11 protein-coding genes are annotated in these 16,500 nt (G+C 72.1%); 5 read left to right on the top strand and 6 right to left on the bottom strand.

Annotated features, from left to right (window positions below; all coding sequences use genetic code 11):
• Positions 1 to 40: 40 nt before the first annotated feature.
• Positions 41 to 961, bottom strand: a complete 921-nt coding sequence (ftsX, locus tag IE264_RS00220) for a permease-like cell division protein FtsX (protein ID WP_015608883.1) — start codon at positions 959 to 961, stop codon at positions 41 to 43.
• 56 nt (positions 962 to 1,017) lie between these two features.
• Entirely contained in the window at positions 1,018 to 1,707 is a 690-nt protein-coding gene (gene ftsE / locus IE264_RS00215) for a cell division ATP-binding protein FtsE (RefSeq protein ID WP_015608884.1), read from the bottom strand.
• A 260-nt stretch (positions 1,708 to 1,967) separates the two neighbouring features.
• Between ftsE and IE264_RS00210 the strand changes: the two genes are divergently transcribed.
• Positions 1,968 to 2,168, top strand: coding sequence for a hypothetical protein (locus IE264_RS00210; protein ID WP_032759093.1), 201 nt, complete (start codon positions 1,968 to 1,970; stop codon positions 2,166 to 2,168).
• A gap of 142 nt (positions 2,169 to 2,310) precedes the next feature.
• On the opposite strand, the gene IE264_RS00205 is transcribed toward IE264_RS00210, so the two are convergent.
• The 4 genes from IE264_RS00205 to IE264_RS00190 form a co-directional block, all read right to left on the bottom strand.
• The gene (locus IE264_RS00205; RefSeq protein ID WP_032759044.1) at positions 2,311 to 3,195 is read right to left on the bottom strand and encodes an LPXTG cell wall anchor domain-containing protein; all 885 of its coding nucleotides are present in this window, start codon (positions 3,193 to 3,195) and stop codon (positions 2,311 to 2,313) included.
• A 354-nt stretch (positions 3,196 to 3,549) separates the two neighbouring features.
• On the bottom strand, positions 3,550 to 4,656 hold the full coding sequence (prfB, locus tag IE264_RS00200; RefSeq protein ID WP_031125234.1) for a peptide chain release factor 2: 1,107 nt from the start codon (positions 4,654 to 4,656) through the stop codon (positions 3,550 to 3,552).
• A gap of 94 nt (positions 4,657 to 4,750) precedes the next feature.
• Positions 4,751 to 5,998, bottom strand: coding sequence for a serine/threonine-protein kinase (locus tag IE264_RS00195; protein WP_032759042.1), 1,248 nt, complete (start codon positions 5,996 to 5,998; stop codon positions 4,751 to 4,753).
• A gap of 296 nt (positions 5,999 to 6,294) precedes the next feature.
• Positions 6,295 to 7,965, bottom strand: a complete 1,671-nt coding sequence (locus tag IE264_RS00190; RefSeq protein ID WP_032759041.1) for a serine/threonine-protein kinase — start codon at positions 7,963 to 7,965, stop codon at positions 6,295 to 6,297.
• Between the two features lie 477 nt (positions 7,966 to 8,442).
• Here IE264_RS00190 and IE264_RS00185 point away from each other — a divergent pair, with 477 nt between their 5' ends.
• The 4 genes from IE264_RS00185 (at position 8,443) to IE264_RS00170 (ending at position 16,320) form a co-directional block, all read left to right on the top strand.
• On the top strand, positions 8,443 to 12,300 hold the full coding sequence (locus IE264_RS00185; RefSeq protein WP_032759039.1) for an FHA domain-containing protein: 3,858 nt from the start codon (positions 8,443 to 8,445) through the stop codon (positions 12,298 to 12,300).
• 301 nt (positions 12,301 to 12,601) lie between these two features.
• Positions 12,602 to 13,963 carry an ABC transporter substrate-binding protein gene (locus IE264_RS00180; RefSeq protein ID WP_015608891.1) on the top strand — a complete coding sequence of 454 codons (1,362 nt, stop codon included), beginning with the start codon at positions 12,602 to 12,604 and terminating at the stop codon, positions 13,961 to 13,963.
• A 91-nt stretch (positions 13,964 to 14,054) separates the two neighbouring features.
• On the top strand, positions 14,055 to 15,341 hold the full coding sequence (locus IE264_RS00175; RefSeq protein WP_032759038.1) for a carbohydrate ABC transporter permease: 1,287 nt from the start codon (positions 14,055 to 14,057) through the stop codon (positions 15,339 to 15,341).
• Positions 15,342 to 15,441: 100 nt separating this feature from the next.
• Entirely contained in the window at positions 15,442 to 16,320 is an 879-nt protein-coding gene (locus IE264_RS00170; protein ID WP_032759036.1) for a carbohydrate ABC transporter permease, read from the top strand.
• The last annotated feature ends 180 nt before the right edge of the window (positions 16,321 to 16,500 follow it).

The following is a 16,500-nucleotide window of genomic DNA, read 5'->3' as shown; positions in this document are numbered from 1 at the left end:
GGCGCACGGGTACTTGCCCGCGCGCCCCAGGAGGCGTAAGTCATACCTTCAGATACTTGCGCAGCGCGAAGAGAGCGGCGACGGCCGGCATCAGCAGGCCGATCGCCAGCACCAGCGGGAGCTTCGTGAGGACGGCGTCCCAGCCGATGAAGTTGATCAGGTTCAGCTTCTCCTGGAGCGCGAGGCCGCCGTCGATCAGGAAGTACCGGCCGCCCAGCAGCATCGCGCAGGCCAGCAGACCGCCGATCAGTCCGGCGACGGCCGCCTCCATGATGAAGGGGGCCTGGATGTAGAAGCCGGAGGCCCCCACCAGGCGCATGATGCCCGTCTCACGTCTCCGGCTGAACGCGGAGACGCGCACGGTGTTGACGATCAGGATCACCGCGATGACGAGCATCAGGATCATCACGTAGATCGCGACGACATTCATGCCGTTCATCAACTCGAAGAGGTTGTCCAGGATGGACCGCTGGTCCTGGACGGACTGCACCCCGTCCCGCCCCGCGAAGGCCGTCGCGACGACCTTGTACTTCTGCGGGTCCTTCAGTTTGACGCGGAACGACTCCTGCATCTGGTCGGGCGTGATGTTGCCCGCCATCGGAGAGTCGCCGAACTGCTCCTGGTAGTGCTTGTACGCCTCGTCGACCGTCTCGAAGTGGACCGGCTTCTGGACGGCCTCCATCTTCTCCAGGTCGGCCTTGATCTGGTTCTTCTGCTCCGTGGTGACAGCGCCCTTCGCACACTTGGGCATGTCCTTGGCGTCGTTCTTGTTGCAGAGGAAGATCGAGACGTTGACCTTGTCGTACCAGTAGTCCTTCATCGTGCTGACCTGTTCGCGCATCAGCAGCGCGCCCCCGAACAGGGCGAGCGAGAGGGCGACGGAGACCACGACGGCGAAGGTCATCGTGAGGTTGCGACGGAGACCGACGCCGATCTCCGACAGGACGAACTGGGCGCGCATGGCGTCCTTTCAGTACTCGATGCTCGAAATGCACGAGGGGCCCGAGGGCCCCCCGGTCAGTGCTGGTAGCCGTAGACGCCGCGTGCCTGGTCGCGTACGAGACGGCCCGATTCGAGCTCGATGACGCGCTTGCGCATCTGGTCGACGATGTTCTGGTCGTGGGTCGCCATGATCACGGTGGTGCCGGTCCGGTTGATCCGGTCCAGCAGCTTCATGATGCCGACGGAGGTCTGCGGGTCGAGGTTGCCGGTCGGCTCGTCCGCGATCAGCAGCATCGGGCGGTTGACGAAGGCACGGGCGATCGCCACACGCTGCTGCTCACCACCGGAGAGCTCACCGGGCATCCGCTCCTCCTTGCCGCCGAGGCCGACGAGGTCGAGCACCTGGGGCACGGCCTTGCGGATCTCGCCGCGCGGCTTGCCGATGACCTCCTGGGCGAAGGCCACGTTCTGCGCGACGGTCTTGTTGGGCAGCAGGCGGAAGTCCTGGAAGACCGTCCCCAGCTGGCGGCGCATCTGCGGCACCTTCCAGTTGGACAGCCGCGCGAGGTCCTTGCCGAGCACATGGACCATGCCCGTGCTGGCGCGCTCCTCGCGCAGGATCAGCCGCATGAAGGTCGACTTGCCGGAGCCGGAGGAGCCCACCAGGAAGACGAACTCACCCTTCTCGATGTCCAGCGAGACATCGCGCAGAGCCGGTCGGGTCTGCTTCGGGTAGGTCTTGGAGACGTTGTCGAATCGGATCACGGATGCACCACGGTCGGCCGGGAGTAGGTGAGCGTGACCATACGCGAACCGGGCTCACGCGCGCAGGCGGCGTCCGGCAATGGGCGATTTATGGCGGATCGCCGCCGGGTACGTATCGGGTCGGGCCCTGCCTTGTCCGGCGGGCCGCGCCGAAAACGGCGGGAGCTGGCACAGTGGTGGGGGGAACGGTTGCGTTTCCCGGAGCGTTGTGCGGAGAGAGAAGCAGTCAGCGGCTCCGCCGCGCGGGAGGAGGAATGCGCATGACCTATGACCGACTGGTGTGCGCGAACTGCGCGTCCCCCGTGAGCGAGGGGCGCTGCCGCGTCTGCCGTGCCGTCCGGCAGCAGATGCTGGAGGAGCAGGGCCAGGGCCCGCTGGCCGGGTTGAATCCCGCCATGCTGATCGCGCTGATGGTGGTGCTGCTGACGGCGCTCGCGCTGCTGGCCCACCAGACGGCCTGACCCATCCCGTACGGCCGCCGCAGCGGCTCACGCACGCCCAGAAGGGCCCAGGAGGCGTTGTGCGGCCTCCTGGGCCCTTCCCTGTGCCGTGCCGACCCGTGTACGGGGCTCAGGTGCGCCCGTACGCGGTGTTCAGCGGGTCCTAGGCGACCGTACGGCCGCCGCCGACCAGGCGGGGCAGGATACGGAAGCCGATGCCGCCGGCGATCATCGTCGCGGCGCCGATGACCAGGAAGGTGGTCTCGGCCGCACCGGTCTCGGCGAGCTCTTCCTTGCCCTTGCTCTGCTCGACCGGCTGGTTGCCGACGCTGTCGGTGTCCGTGTTGTCGGCGCACTCGACGACACCGGACTCGACGGTGCAGGCGTCGTCGCCACCGGTCGCGGAACCGGTGGTGCCGGAGCCGGAGGTGGAGCCGGTCGTGCCGGTGCCACCGTCGTCGCCGCCGGTGGAGCCCGACGTGCCGGTGGAACCGGTGGTGCCGGTCGAACCAGTGGAGCCCGTGGAGCCCGTGGAACCGGTGGTGCCGGACGTGCCCGAGGTGCCGGAGGTGGTCTCGCCCGTGGTGGTCTCGCCGGTCGAGGACGTCTCACCGGTGGTCTCACCCGTGGTGGTCTCACCCGTCGAAGACGTCTCACCGGTGGTCTCACCGGTCGTCGTCTCGCCGGTCGAGGACGTCTCGCCGGTGGTCTCACCCGTGGTGGTCTCACCCGTCGAGGACGTCTCGCCGGTGGTCTCACCCGTGGTGGTCTCACCCGTCGAAGACGTCTCGCCCGTGGTCTCGCCCGTGGTGGTCTCACCGGTCGTCTCACCCGTGGTGGTCTCGCCGGACACACCACCCTGGTCGGCGCCGCCGATCGGGTTCTCGTCGCCCTGAATACCGGCGTCGACGGTGACGATCTCGTCGCCGTCCACACCGATACCGAGGCCGACCGCCTGCGCCGCACCCGCGGCGGTCAGGGAGGCACCCGCGGCAATAACCGCACCTGCAGCTATCCGCGCGAGGCGAACGCGCGTCTTCTTCGTCATCTGTTGCTACCCCCAGTAGCTGATCTCGTCAGTGGAGCAGCCATATGCGGGCCACGGCGGCCCTGCGGGGATCGCTCTCGGCGAGGCCACGTTCGTGTCGTGGTCACCCCGCCAGCCCCCCGGTTCACACCCGTCCCGGACATACGCATGCTGCTCTAGCACCCTGGCCAGAGTTAAGGATTCCGTCAAGGCCGTTCCGTGCAGTACGCACCCTTATAGGGGTTCTTGACGGCTATTCGACAGCACGACTGTGACGCATCGGGCACAGCTTCCCCCCAACTCGCCGCGGCGGCGCCGCAACGCAGGAGGGCCCGGACAGTTCCCTGTCCGGGCCCAACCCTCGTACGGCGGAGGTTACTTCTCGCGCTGCTTGCGCCAGCGGATGCCCGCCTCCACGAAGCCGTCGATCTCGCCGTTGAAGACCGCTTCGGGGTTGCCCATCTCGAACTCCGTACGCAGGTCCTTGACCATCTGGTACGGGTGCAGGACGTACGAACGCATCTGGTTGCCCCAGGAGTTGCCGCCGTCGCCCTTGAGCGCGTTCATCTTCGCCTGCTCCTCCTGGCGGCGGCGCTCAAGGAGCTTGGCCTGGAGGACGTTCATCGCGGACGCCTTGTTCTGGATCTGCGAGCGCTCGTTCTGGCAGGAGACGACGATGCCGGTCGGCAGGTGGGTCAGACGGACCGCGGAGTCCGTGGTGTTGACGCCCTGTCCACCGGGGCCCGAGGAACGGTACACATCGATGCGCAGCTCGGACTCGTCGATCTCGATGTGGTCGGTCTGCTCGACGACCGGGAGCACCTCGACGCCGGCGAAGGACGTCTGGCGGCGGCCCTGGTTGTCGAAGGGCGAGATCCGGACCAGGCGGTGGGTGCCCTGCTCGACGGAGAGGGTGCCGTAGGCGTACGGGACCTGGACGGCGAAGGTGGTCGACTTGATGCCGGCCTCTTCGGCGTACGCCGTCTCGTAGACCTCGGTCTTGTAGTTGTGCCGCTCCGCCCAGCGGAGGTACATGCGCTGGAGCTTCTCGGCGAAGTCGGCGGCATCCACGCCACCGGCCTCGGCCCGGACGGTCACCAGTGCCTCGCGGGCGTCGTACTCGCCGGACAGGAGGGTGCGGACCTCCATCTCGTCCAGCGCCTTGCGCACCGACTCCAGCTCGGTCTCGGCCTCGGCGAGCGCCTCGGCGTCGCCCTCGTCCTCGGCGAGCTCGAAGAGGACCGAGAGGTCGTCGATGCGACCGCGCAGGGTCTCGGCCTTGCGGACCTCGGCCTGGAGGTGCGAAAGCTTGCTGGTGATCTTCTGGGCCGCGTCCGGGTCGTCCCAGAGGGACGGCGCCGCTGCCTGCTCCTCGAGCGCGGCGATGTCCGCCCTCAGCGCATCCAGGTCCAGGACGGCCTCGATCGACCCCATGGTCGAGGAGAGGGACTTGAGCTCTTCGGAAATATCGACGACTGCCACGGGTCCAGCGTAACGGCATGGCGGATGAAGCTTGCCCTCCCCCGGGACCCCGCCCTGGGAACCGGCCCCGGGACCCGGTCCCCGCAAGGGCCTCCTACGGGGCCGCCGGAGCCGAGTTCTCGCTGTCCTGGGGCACCGGATCCCCGCCACCGCCGCTCGTGGCCAGCCAGCCGCCGACCGCTATGGCCGCGCAGAGCAGGAGGGCGGCGGCGCCCAGGGTGATCCGGCGCTTGCGGACGGCGGCCGCCTTGTTACGGGCGGAGCCGGGGCGAGGCCGGCCGGGGGCGCGCGGGGCCCGGGCGGTGCCGAGGGGGCCGCCGGCCAGTTCGTCGGGGGCGGGGACACGCATGCTGGTGTGGGTGTCCCGGTTGGAGTCCGGGGAGGAGCCGGGCACCAGCGGGACCGCCCCGCGGCGGCGGGGCTCCTCGGCGGACGGGGTGTACTGCTGCTCGTCGTACGCCGGTGACTGCTGCTCCGTCTCGTCGCCGCCGGGCTCGTCCACGTCCAGGGGCGGGATACCGGCCAGGAGCGGCAGCAGGTCGCGCAGCCGTACGGCGAGCTCGGAGGCGCGCAAGCGGGAGGCCGGGGCCTTGGCCAGGCACTGGACGAGGAGCTGCCAGAGCTCCTCGGGGATGCCGGGGAGCGGGACCACGGTCTCGGTGACATGGCGGCGCAGGACCGCGCCGGGGTGGCCGCCGCCGAAGGGGGTGAACCCGGCGAGGAGCTCGTACAGCACGGTCGCCAGGGCGTAGATGTCGACGGCGGCGCGCGGCGGGAGGCCCTCGACGATCTCGGGGGCCAGGTAGTCCGGCGTACCGATGATCTTGGTGGCCTTGGTGCGGCGCGGGGTGTCGATGAGCTTGGCGACGCCGAAGTCGGTGAGCAGGGCGGGGTGCGCGCCGCCGGGGCCGAGGGGTCCCTCCATGTCGAGCAGGATGTTCTCCGGCTTGACGTCCCGGTGGACCACTCCGGCCTTGTGCGCGGCGGCCAGCCCGTCGGCGACGTCCGCGATGATCGCGACGGCGGCCTCGGGGGCGAGGCGGCGTTCGCGGTCCAGGCGGGTGCGCAGGTCGGTGCCGCGGACGAGGGTCATGACCAGGGCGAGGTCGTTGCCGTCCACCACGAGGTCCCGGACGGCGACCACCTGGGGGTGGTCGAGCCCGAGCAGGGCGGTGCGCTCCTGTACGAAGCGGCCCACGAGCTCCTGGTCGGACGCGAGGTCCTCACGGAGCAGCTTGATGGCGACCGGGCCCTCGGGCCCTTCACCGAGCCACACCGTTCCGGCGCTGCCGCGCCCCAGGATCTGGTGGGCCGTGTACCGGCTGCCGATATTCCGTGCCAAGACTGCTCCCTCAGCGGCTGGCGGTGGACCCCCGGTCGACAAAGTTACGCGGCGTTCGGGGTGGTGCGTGCCCAGGATGGTGCCAACCTGCACTTCTCCGGGCCGAATAGGCCCGGAGAAGTCGACAAAGGGACAGAGTCGGGGTGGCATGACCTCGGGCCACGACCGTACCCCCGGCGGTGCCGTGCCTCCGGCGGTCCCGGTGCCGTACACCTCCGGCGGTCACCGTGCCGTGCCCCCGGGGGTGCCGTGCCGTGCCCCCGGGAGTCGCCGTCCCGAGCCTCGGGCGGTCGCCGTCAGGCTCCGCCCGTGCCGCCGGATTCGCCGGTGGTCTCGCCGATCTTGGAGACCCAGTCGGTGACCGTCCCGATCGCGTCGCCGATCGCTTCCCAGTAGCCCTTGCCCTGGGCGACCCAGTCCTGGAGCGGGGTGAGCTCCCAGATCAGCCAGCCGGCGATGACCAGCAGCACCACGGTGAACAGGCAGCCCTTGAGGCAGCCGAGACCGGGGATGCGCATCGGGTTGGAACTGCGCTGCCTCGGCGGGCGCGGCTCGCGCGGGGCGGGCTGCTGGGGCTGCTGCGGCTGCGGAGGCGCGTACTGCTGCCGCTGGGGCTGCGGCGGCGCCTGGTAGCGCTGGGGCTGGTGCTGCTGGTGTTGCGGTGGGTACTGCTGCTGGAGCGGTTGCTGCCGGTGCTGCGGCGGCTGCTGTCGCTGGGGAGGCTGCTGGGGCGCCTGGCGCTGGGGGCGGCGGCGCAGCGGGTCCTGGCTCGGGTCCAGGTACTGCACCTGCGTCTGCTCGTTGCGGTCGCGGGCCGCCTGGAGCTGCGACTGCCAGGGGTGCGGGCCGTCCGGCTGCGGCGGCCCGTCGGGGCGCTGCGGTACGGGCGGCATGACGGCGGTCGGGTCGGCGTGGCCGCCGGGTCCCTGGCCGCCGCCCGGGCCCGAGGTCTGCTGGAGCACGCTGGTGGCGGCCGCGGGGTCGTACGAGCCCGCGTTGCTCGGCAGCACCTGTGTGGGGTCGGCGGCGCCGGGGGTCTCCGGGACGGCCGTGGGCGCCGGGTCCGGGGCGAGCAGTGCGCCCACTCCGTCGGCGGCGGCGATCTGGGCCGAGTTCGCGTGGACGCCGATGCCGGCGGCGACCGTACGCAGGCCGCGGGCCAGGTTCTCGGCGCTCGGCCGCCGGTCCGGGTCCTTGCTCAGGCAGCGCTCTATGACCGTCCACAGCGGTTCGGGCACGGTGGAGGGGCGGCGGGGCTCCTCGCTGAGGTGCCGGTGCAGGACTTCGAGGGCGGTGCCCCCGGCGAACGGCGGGCGGCCGGTGACCAGCTCGTACAGCAGGATGCCCGCGCCGTAGATGTCCACGGCGGAGGTCTGCGGGCGGCCCTCGGCGGACTCCGGCGCCACATAGGCGGGGGTGCCGACGAACTCGTGCGTCCGGGTCAGCCCCGGGGAGTCGGCGAGGCGCGCGATGCCGAAGTCGGTGAGCATCGGGGTCATGCCGCCGTCGCGCTCGTCGAGCAGCACGTTGGCCGGCTTGAGGTCGCGGTGGACGACGCCGTCCGCGTGGCTGGCGGCGAGCGCGTCGGCGATCTGCGCGGTGAGCAGGGACGCGGCGACCGGGGTGAGCGGGCCGTTCGAGCGCAGGTAGCGGTGGAGGTCGGGACCGTCGATCAGGTCCATCACCAGGGCGAGGAGATCGCCCTCGACCACCAGGTCACGGGTGCGCACGATGTTCGGGTGCGTGAGCCGCAACAGGACCGAGCGCTCCCGCAGGAACCGCATCACCACATCGGCGTCGTTGGCGAGCTCCTCCTTGAGGACCTTGATCGCCACGGTCTCGCCGGGCTGACCGGCGACGGCCGCCTCGGCGCCCGCGGTCTCCCGCTGGCGGGCTCGCCAGACGGTGCCCGTGGCGCCGCGTCCGAGCGGTTCCTCGAGCAGGTACTTGCTGCCTACCGGCCGCACGTCATGCGCTCCCTGCTGATCGTGGTGCTTGCGGTCCCCCCGGTCCCGCCCGGATGTTCCGGCCCACTCTAATGCCGCCGGACAAGGGGTCGGGGGGTCGCGTTTCGGGGGAAGACGCGCACACCGGACAGATGGTTGCCGCACACGGTTGACGCTCGGGAATCGGAGACTCGAACTGCAGTGCCGTACCCGTGCCCGGGAGGCGGCAGGTATCGCCGGCGACGGCGGCCCGACCGGCGGGAACAGGACGCAAGCAGGCACTTTTGCGCCCACAGCCGACCATTCAAGATCATTTAAAGGTGACCGCCGGGCGTGTTGTCAGTGGCAGGTGCGAGGATGCCTCCAAGCACGGATCTGACGGGTCGGGAGCCCGGGGTCCGTGACGACCTGTACGGACGACCTGTCCGTGCCGGGTGGGGGGAATCACAGGGCGTTTCCCCTGCCGGGCACCCCGCGCAGAAGGGACCGCCGACGGCGATGCAGATCCGGCTGACCGTCCTAGCGCCGCGCAGCGGCCAGACCCCGGCGCGCGCCTGCGATGTGCTCGTCACCGCCCCCGCCGGCACGGCACTGGCCGCTGTCGCCTCCGGTCTGGCACAGGCCGTCTCGGGGCCCGAGGGCTCCCAGGGCGGCGGGGCGGTGGTGCTCTTCGCCGGGCGGGAGCGGCTGGACGCCCAGCGCATCGCCCTCGGTGAACCGCCGCTGGTGGACGGCGCGGTGCTCTCGCTCCAGGTCCCCGGTGAGGACGAGGCGACGGACGACGCCGTCCCGGCGCAGCTGCACGTGGTCGCCGGGCCGGACGCGGGCGGGGTCCATCTGCTGCACGGCGGCCGGATCCGGATCGGCCGCTCCGCCGAGGCCGATGTCCCGCTGGACGACCCGGACGTGTCCCGGCTGCACTGCGCGGTGACGGTCTCCGAGGACGGCCGGGTCTCGGTCGCCGACCTCGGCTCGACGAACGGCACCTCCCTGGACGGTGCGGAGGTCCGCGACCAGCCCGTCCGCTTCCCGCCCGGCGCCCTGCTGCGGCTCGGCGAATCGGCCCTCAGGCTCACGGCCGGCTCGCGTCCGGTGACACTGCCGGCCGCCCCGGACGGCGAGGGCCACCTGCGGGTGAGCCGCCTCGACCCGGACCAGCACGCTCCGGCCCACCACACCTCCGGAACGCCCACCGCCCCGCCCCTCAGGGCTTACCACTACGGCAGCGACGACGACGGGCAGAGCCCTGCGTACGGGCAGCAGCCGCACGCCTTCCGCCAGGAGCCGACGGGGTACGAGGGCCAGGAGCCCGGCCCCGGTCACGGCACCCCGGACACATCCGCGCACCAGCACACCCACGGCGGCCGGGAGCCGTTCGGCCCGGCGGGCGGCGGGGAGCAGTTCGGTGCGGCGGGAAGCTGGGAGCAGTCCGGTGCGACGGGCGGCCGGGAGCCGTTCGGTGCGACGGGCGGGCGGGATTCGTCCGGTGCGGGTGAGGCGCCCCGGCGCGGGGGCATAGGCGCCTGGGCCCGGCGGCTCAAGGGCGGTGGCGGGGCCAGGGGCGAGCAGGCGCAGGGGGCGGATCAGCCGGGCCGGGACCCGTGGCCCGGGGCGACGGCCGTCCCATCCGGTCACTCCCACGACTACTCCGCGGAGGCCCAGGGCGCAGACCCGTACGGCACCTTCGGCACCTCAGGCTCCTCCGGTTCCTTCGGCGACCCCGGTCATCTGGCCTCCCCCGCCTCCCCGCTCTCCCCCTTCTCCGCCGTGCCGTCCGCGCCCGAGGGCACCTGGCCCGACCCGGCGGCGGTGCTGCTGACCGCGCTGGGCCCGGGGCCCCGACTGTGGGAGCGCCACGACGGGCACCCGGAGGCGCTGGTGGTGCGGCTCGGGACGACCGACCGGGCCGATGTGGAGTCGGTGCCGGTGACGGTGGGGCTGCGGGAGGCCGGTTCGCTGGGGCTGGCCGGACCGCGCGCCCGGCTGGCGGGGCTGGCCCGCGCCACGGTGGCGCAGCTCGCCGCGCTGCACTCCCCGTTCGACCTGGAGATCGTGCTCATCTCCACGGACCGCTCCCGCCCGCTGGAGGAACGGCGGCGCGAGTGGTCCTGGCTGGGGTGGCTGCCGCATCTGCGCCCGATGCACGGGCAGGATTGCCGGCTCCTCCTCGCGTACGACCGTGAGCAGGCGGCCGCCCGTACGGCCGAGCTGGTGCGCCGCCTCGACGAGGGCCCGTTCGGTCCCGGCTGGCCGAACCTGGACCGGACCGAGGTGGCCGAGGCTGCCCGCGCGCACACGGGCCCCCACACGGTGGTCGTGCTCGACGGCGACCCCGGTACGGCGGCCCTGCGCGAGACGACGGCCCGGCTGGCCGGTGCGGGGGCTGCGGCCGGGATCCATCTGATCTGCCTGGCCGAGACACCGGCCTCCTCACCCACGTCCCCGGTGGCCGCGACGTACGACGCCGCCTGCCGGGCGTCCATCGCCTTCCGCGAGTGCGGGGCGGTCGCGATGCTCAGCGGCGATGTCGCCACGGCCCTGCGCCTGCTGCGCACGGCGGGCGGCCAGGCCGCGGGACACGGCACGGTGGCCGCGGTGGACGCGGTGTCGGCGGCCTGGGCCGAGCGGTTCGGGCGGGCGCTGGCGCCCCTGCGCGACGAGGGCTCGGCCGCGCTGACGGGCCGCCCGACGACGGCGGCGCTGCCGCCCTCGGCCCGGCTGCTGGACGAGCTGGGCCTGGCCCGCGCGACCCCGGCGTCGCTGATGGCCCGCTGGGCGTCCACGGCGGAGGACCAGCCGGGCGCCTCGGTGCCCCGGGCCACCGCCGCCGTTCCCCCGTCCCGGGCGGACCTGGAGACCCCCGGCTCGGGCCGCACCCTCAGCACGGGCCCACGCGTGGGCCCGCAGCGCACGGCCGCCGAGGGCCACCGCTCCCAGGACACCCCGGCGCCGGGGCGAACGCCGTACCCGGCGGCGGGCGACCGGGACTCCAGCCGTACGCCGTACCCGGGCGGCGGCGCGGACAGCCGGGACTCCGGGCGTACGCCGTACCCTCCGGCCGAAACGCACGGCTCCGGCCGCACGCCGTACCCCGGCACGGACGCCAGGGACTCCAGCCGCACGCCCTACCCGGGCACGGACGGCCGGGACTCAAGCCATACGCCGTACCCGGGCACGGACAGCCGGGACTCCAACCGCACGCCCTACCCCGCCCGCACCGCCCCCCGGGTCGGCCCGCAGGGCGGTGAGGGTTCGGCGGGGCATTCGGCGCAGGCCGGGCAGCACGCTGGGCGGCCCGTGCTCGTGCTCGGGGCCGGGCCCCGGGGCGCCCTCAGCGTCGATCTCGCCGATGAGGGCCCGCACCTGCTCATCGAGGGTCCCGCGGGCAGCGGCCGCACCGAGCTGCTGCGGGCCATCGCGGCCTCGCTCGCCTCCGCGGCCCGGCCCGACCGGCTCGGCATCCTGCTGGTCGACGGGGCCGGCGGGAAGCCCGAGGACCGCGACAGTTCAGCACCGGGGCTGCTCCCCTGTACGGAGCTGCCGCACGTCTTCACGCACCTCGTCGCCTCCGACCCGGTCCGGATGCGGGAGTTCGCGCAGGCCCTCGGCGGTGAGCTGAAGCGCCGCGCCGAGCTGCTCGGCCCGCTGGACTTCGCCGCCTGGCACGCCCGGCACGCGGAACAGGCTCAGCAGGAGGAGTCCCGGCGCATCGTGGGCCAGCGTCCGCCGACCGGTGCCGAGCGCCGGGGCGACCTGGACTCCCCGGCCAGCGGCACGCTCCGGCTGCGCCCGGTCGCCGCACGGGCGTCGGACCCGGGCCCCTCGCCCCTGCCGCGCCTCGTCGTGCTCGTCGACGACTTCGACGCCCTGGTCGCTCCGGGGCTCGGCAGCCCCGGCCGCCCCGCCGCCGGTTCCGTGGTCCGGGCACTGGAGGCCGTGGCCCGGGACGGCGGCCGGCTCGGGGTGCACCTGGTCGCCACCTCGGCCCGCCCGGACCGCACAGAGGACACCGAGCTGGCCCGGGGGGCGCGGCTGCGCATCGTGCTGGACGCCCCGGTCCTGCCGCCCTCCCCGGACGAACCGGCCCCGGGCCGGGGAAGGCTGGGGCATCCGGACGGCCGGGTGACCCCGTTCCAGGGGGGCCGGGTCACCGGCCGCATCCCGCGTACGGCGACGCTTCGGCCCACCGTCGTCCCGCTGGAGTGGGAGCGGATGGGCGACCCGCCGACCCGGCGCCCGGTCCGCGAGCTGGGCAACGGGCCGACGGACCTGGCGCTGCTCGCCAGCGCCCTGGAGCGCGCGGCCCGCTCGGTGAACGCCGAGCGGCTGCCCCCGCTGATCCCGTTCCCGACCTGAGGCGACCCCGTGGGGCGACCCGTGAGGCGACCCCGTCGGAATCCGCCGCTCCACACCCCGGAGGGCCCCCGAGGCCCGCGTCCCAGCTGACACTCCTGTCCCTGCCCGCCCGTCCCTCACCTCATTCCGCCGCATTTCCCAGCCTCGGCTGACATGACGTCACGAGGCCATCACGATCACCGTGTTGGGCCCGACGGCGGTATTGCGGGGCCCGTGCACCGGGCGTAGGACTGTGCGCACGGACGACGCAGCCCGGGCGACGACAACGTGGTCGGGCGCGTACGGAAGAGACGGGGCAGGAATGCGTACAACCCTTTCCATACGCAGGGCCGCGCTCGTCTTCACGGCGGTCGGCGCTCTGGCGCTGACCGGCTGCGGGGACGGCGGCGGTTCGAAGAAGTCGGGCGACGGTTCGGGCGAGGGCACGGACAGCGCGTCCACGGTCACCCTGCCGAAGCTGGACGGGGAGAACATCTCCGTCGCCGCGGTCTGGACAGGACCCGAGCAGGCCAACTTCACCAAGGTGCTGGGCGAGTTCGAGAAGCGTACGGGTGCGAAGGTCACCTTCGTCCCGGCCCAGGACCCGATCGTCAACTTCCTCGGTACGAAGATCGCGGGCGGCCAGCCCCCGGACGTCGCGATGATCCCGCAGGTCGGCGCCATCCAGCAGGCGGTGGCCAAGAAGTGGGCCAAGCCGGTCGGCCCGGAGGCCCGGGCCCAGCTCGGCCAGAACTACGCCAAGGTCTGGCAGGACCTCGGGGCGGTGGACGGCACCCAGTACGGCGTGTACTTCAAGGCCGCCAACAAGTCCCTGATCTGGTACAACGCTGCGGCCTTCGACAACGCGGGCGCGGCCGAGCCGAAGACCTGGAAGGACTTCATCACCACCGCGGAGACGATCTCCGCCTCCGGTGTCACCCCGGTCTCCGTGGCGGGCGCCGACGGCTGGACGCTCACCGACTGGTTCGAGAACGTCTACCTCTCCCAGGCCGGCCCCGAGAAGTACGACCAGCTGGCGAAGCACGAGATCCCGTGGACCGACCCGTCGGTCAAGGACGCGCTGACCACCCTGGCCGAGCTGTTCGGCAAGCCGGAGCTGATCGCGGGCGGCGCGGACGGGGCGCTCCAGACGGAGTTCCCGACCTCGGTGACCCAGACGTTCACCGGCGGCGACCAGCCCAAGGGCGCCATGGTCTTCGAGGGCGACTTCGTCTCCGTCAACATCGCGCAGACCGAGGCGAAGATCGGTACGGACGCCAAGGTCTTCCCGTTCCCGGCGGTCGGGGCGGACTCGCCCGTGGTGACCGGTGGCGACGCGGCGGTGGCGCTGAAGGACAGCAAGGGCGCCCAGGCGCTGCTGACCTGGCTGGCCTCGGCGGACGCGGCGAAGATCTGGGCCGAGGCGGGCGGGTTCATCTCGCCCAACAAGGCCCTGGATGTGGCCGCGTACCCCAATGACGTGCAGCGCACGATGGCCGAGGCGCTCGTCGCGGCCGGTGACGACGTCCGCTTCGACATGTCGGACCAGGCCCCGCAGTCGTTCGGCGGGACGCCCGGCAAGGGTGAGTGGAAGATCCTCCAGGACTTCCTGAAGAACCCGAAGGACGTCGCGGGGGCCCAGCAGAAGCTGGAGTCCGAGGCGGCCAAGGCGTACAAGAGCTGACGCGGTGACGACCACGAACGCGGAGGGCGCCGCACCGGCGCCCTCCGCAGACACCGATCCGCGCCCGTCACCTGGGCCCGGGAAGAAGAGCGTGACCGGCACCCGCAGGGTCATCGCGGCGGCGTTCCTGCTGCCCGCGCTGGTGCTGCTCGGCGCGCTGGTGCTCTATCCGATCGGCTACTCGGTCTACCGGTCGTTCTTCGACCAGGCCGGTACGGGCTTCGCCGGGATCGACAACTACAAGGCGCTGTTCACCGACGACACGATCCTCACCGCGGTGAAGAACAACGCGATCTGGGTGGTGTTCGCCCCGACCGTCGCGACCGCGCTGGGCCTGATCTTCGCGGTGCTGACCGAACGGATCCGCTGGGGGACGGCGTTCAAGCTGATCGTCTTCATGCCGATGGCGATCTCGATGCTGGCGGCGGGCATCATCTTCCGCCTGGTCTACGACCAGGCGCCCGAGCGCGGGGTGGCCAATGCCGTCGCGGTGAGCGTGCACGACACGTTCAACGAGTCGGCCGGCTTCCCCAAGGCGCGCCCGCTGCCCGTGCACCCGCTGGAGAAGGGTGAGGGCGGGTCGTTCGTCTCCAAGGAGCCGGTACGGGCCGGGGAGGCCGTCCAGGTGCCGCTGGTCGGGGTGGCCCCGGCGAAGATGCCCGGCGACGCCCGCCCGGCGAAGGCGGCCCCGGAGGCGGACGGTGGCGGGATCACCGGCACGGCCTGGCTGGACTTCACCCGGGGCGGCGGCGGAAAGCCCAATGTCGTCGACCCCGAGGAGCTGGGCCTCAAGGGCCTGAAGGTGGAGGCGGTCAGGGACGGCAAGGTCATCGCCACGGCGACGGCCGGGGCCGACGGGGTGTTCACCCTGCCCGCATCGGCGGACGGGGCCCAACTGCGCCTGCCCGCGGAGAACTTCCGCGAGCCCTACAACGGCGTCGACTGGCTCGGCCCGAGCCTGGTGACCCCCGGGATCATCGGGAGTTACGTGTGGATGTGGGCCGGGTTCGCGATGGTGCTGATCGCGGCCGGTCTGGCCGGCCTGCCCCGCGAACTCCTGGAGGCCGCCCGGGTGGACGGTGCCAACGAGTGGCAGGTGTTCCGCCGGATCACCGTGCCGATGCTGGCCCCGGTCCTCGCGGTGGTGCTGGTGACGCTGATGATCAACGTGCTGAAGGTCTTCGACCTGGTCTTCATCATCGCGCCGGGCTCCTCCCAGGACGACGCGAACGTCCTGGCGCTCCAGCTGTACCGGTCGTCCTTCGGCACGGACGCCGACCTGGGCATCGGCAGCGCCATCGCGGTGCTTCTGCTGCTCCTGGTGGTCCCGGTGATGCTCTTCAATATCCGGCGCATCCGGAAGGAGGCGCAGCGATGACGGACCTGACCCGCCCCGTGGCAGCTCCCGGCCGGGGGTCCGGGGGTTGTCCCCCGGGAAGACGCAGCAATATCCGGCGCATCCGGAAGGAGGCGAAGCGATGACCACACCCTCGGCGCTCAAACCCAAGCAGTCCCTCGGCGCCCGGATCGCGGCACGCCTCGGTGGCGGGGTGATGCGGGTCTTCCTGATCCTGGTCGCCCTGTTCTGGATCATGCCGACGATCGGCCTGTTCCTCTCCTCGCTCCGAGGGCCCGAGGACATCGCCGCGACCGGCTGGTGGAAGATCTTCACCGCCCCCTCCGAGCTGACCTTCGACAACTACCAGCGCCTGCTGGACAATTCGACGATCACCGGCTCCCTCGTCAGCACCGTCATGATCACCGTGCCGTCGACCGTGCTGGTGGTCGTGATCGGTTCGCTCGCCGCGTACGCCTTCGCGTGGATGGACTTCCCCGGCCGCGACTGGTGGTTCCTGCTGGTCGTCGGGTTGCTGGTGGTCCCCGTGCAGGTCGCGCTGATCCCGGTCTCCGAACTCTTCGGCACCATCGGGATCTTCGAGACGACGCTCGGGGTCGTCCTGTTCCACACGGCCTTCGGGCTGCCGTTCGCGATCTTCCTGCTGCGGAACTTCTTCGCGCAGATCCCGCGCGAACTGCTGGAGGCCGCACGGCTCGACGGGGCGGGCGAGATCCGTCTCTTCACCCGGGTCGTGATGCCACTGGGCGGTCCGGCGATCGCCTCGCTCGGCATCTTCCAGTTCCTGTGGGTGTGGAACGACATGCTGGTGGCGCTGATCTTCGCGGGCTCCGACTCGCCGCCGATCACCGTGGCGCTCCAGCAGCAGGTACGCCAGTTCGGCAACAACATCGACGTGCTGGCACCCGGTGCGTTCGTGTCGATGGTGATCCCGCTGGCGGTGTTCTTCGCCTTCCAGCGGCAGTTCGTCTCGGGTGTCATGGCGGGTGCGGTCAAGTAGCCCGCGCTCACCCACGCGTACGACGGCACGCACGGCCGTACGTCAACCGCGAGCGGCCCGGTTCCCCGGAACCGGGCCGCTTCGGCGTGTACTTCGCCCGAATGCCACGTCCGGCGTAACCCTGTCATTCCATCCGACGTTTGCGGGCCACCTGGTTCCCGCGAACGACCCATGGATGTG

This window comes from Streptomyces microflavus (assembly GCF_014650075.1).
In the GTDB taxonomy this organism is placed as follows: Bacteria; Actinomycetota; Actinomycetes; order Streptomycetales; family Streptomycetaceae; genus Streptomyces; species Streptomyces microflavus.
Note: the sequence above shows the minus strand (reverse complement) of the source record. Positions and strands in the feature narration are given on the sequence as shown.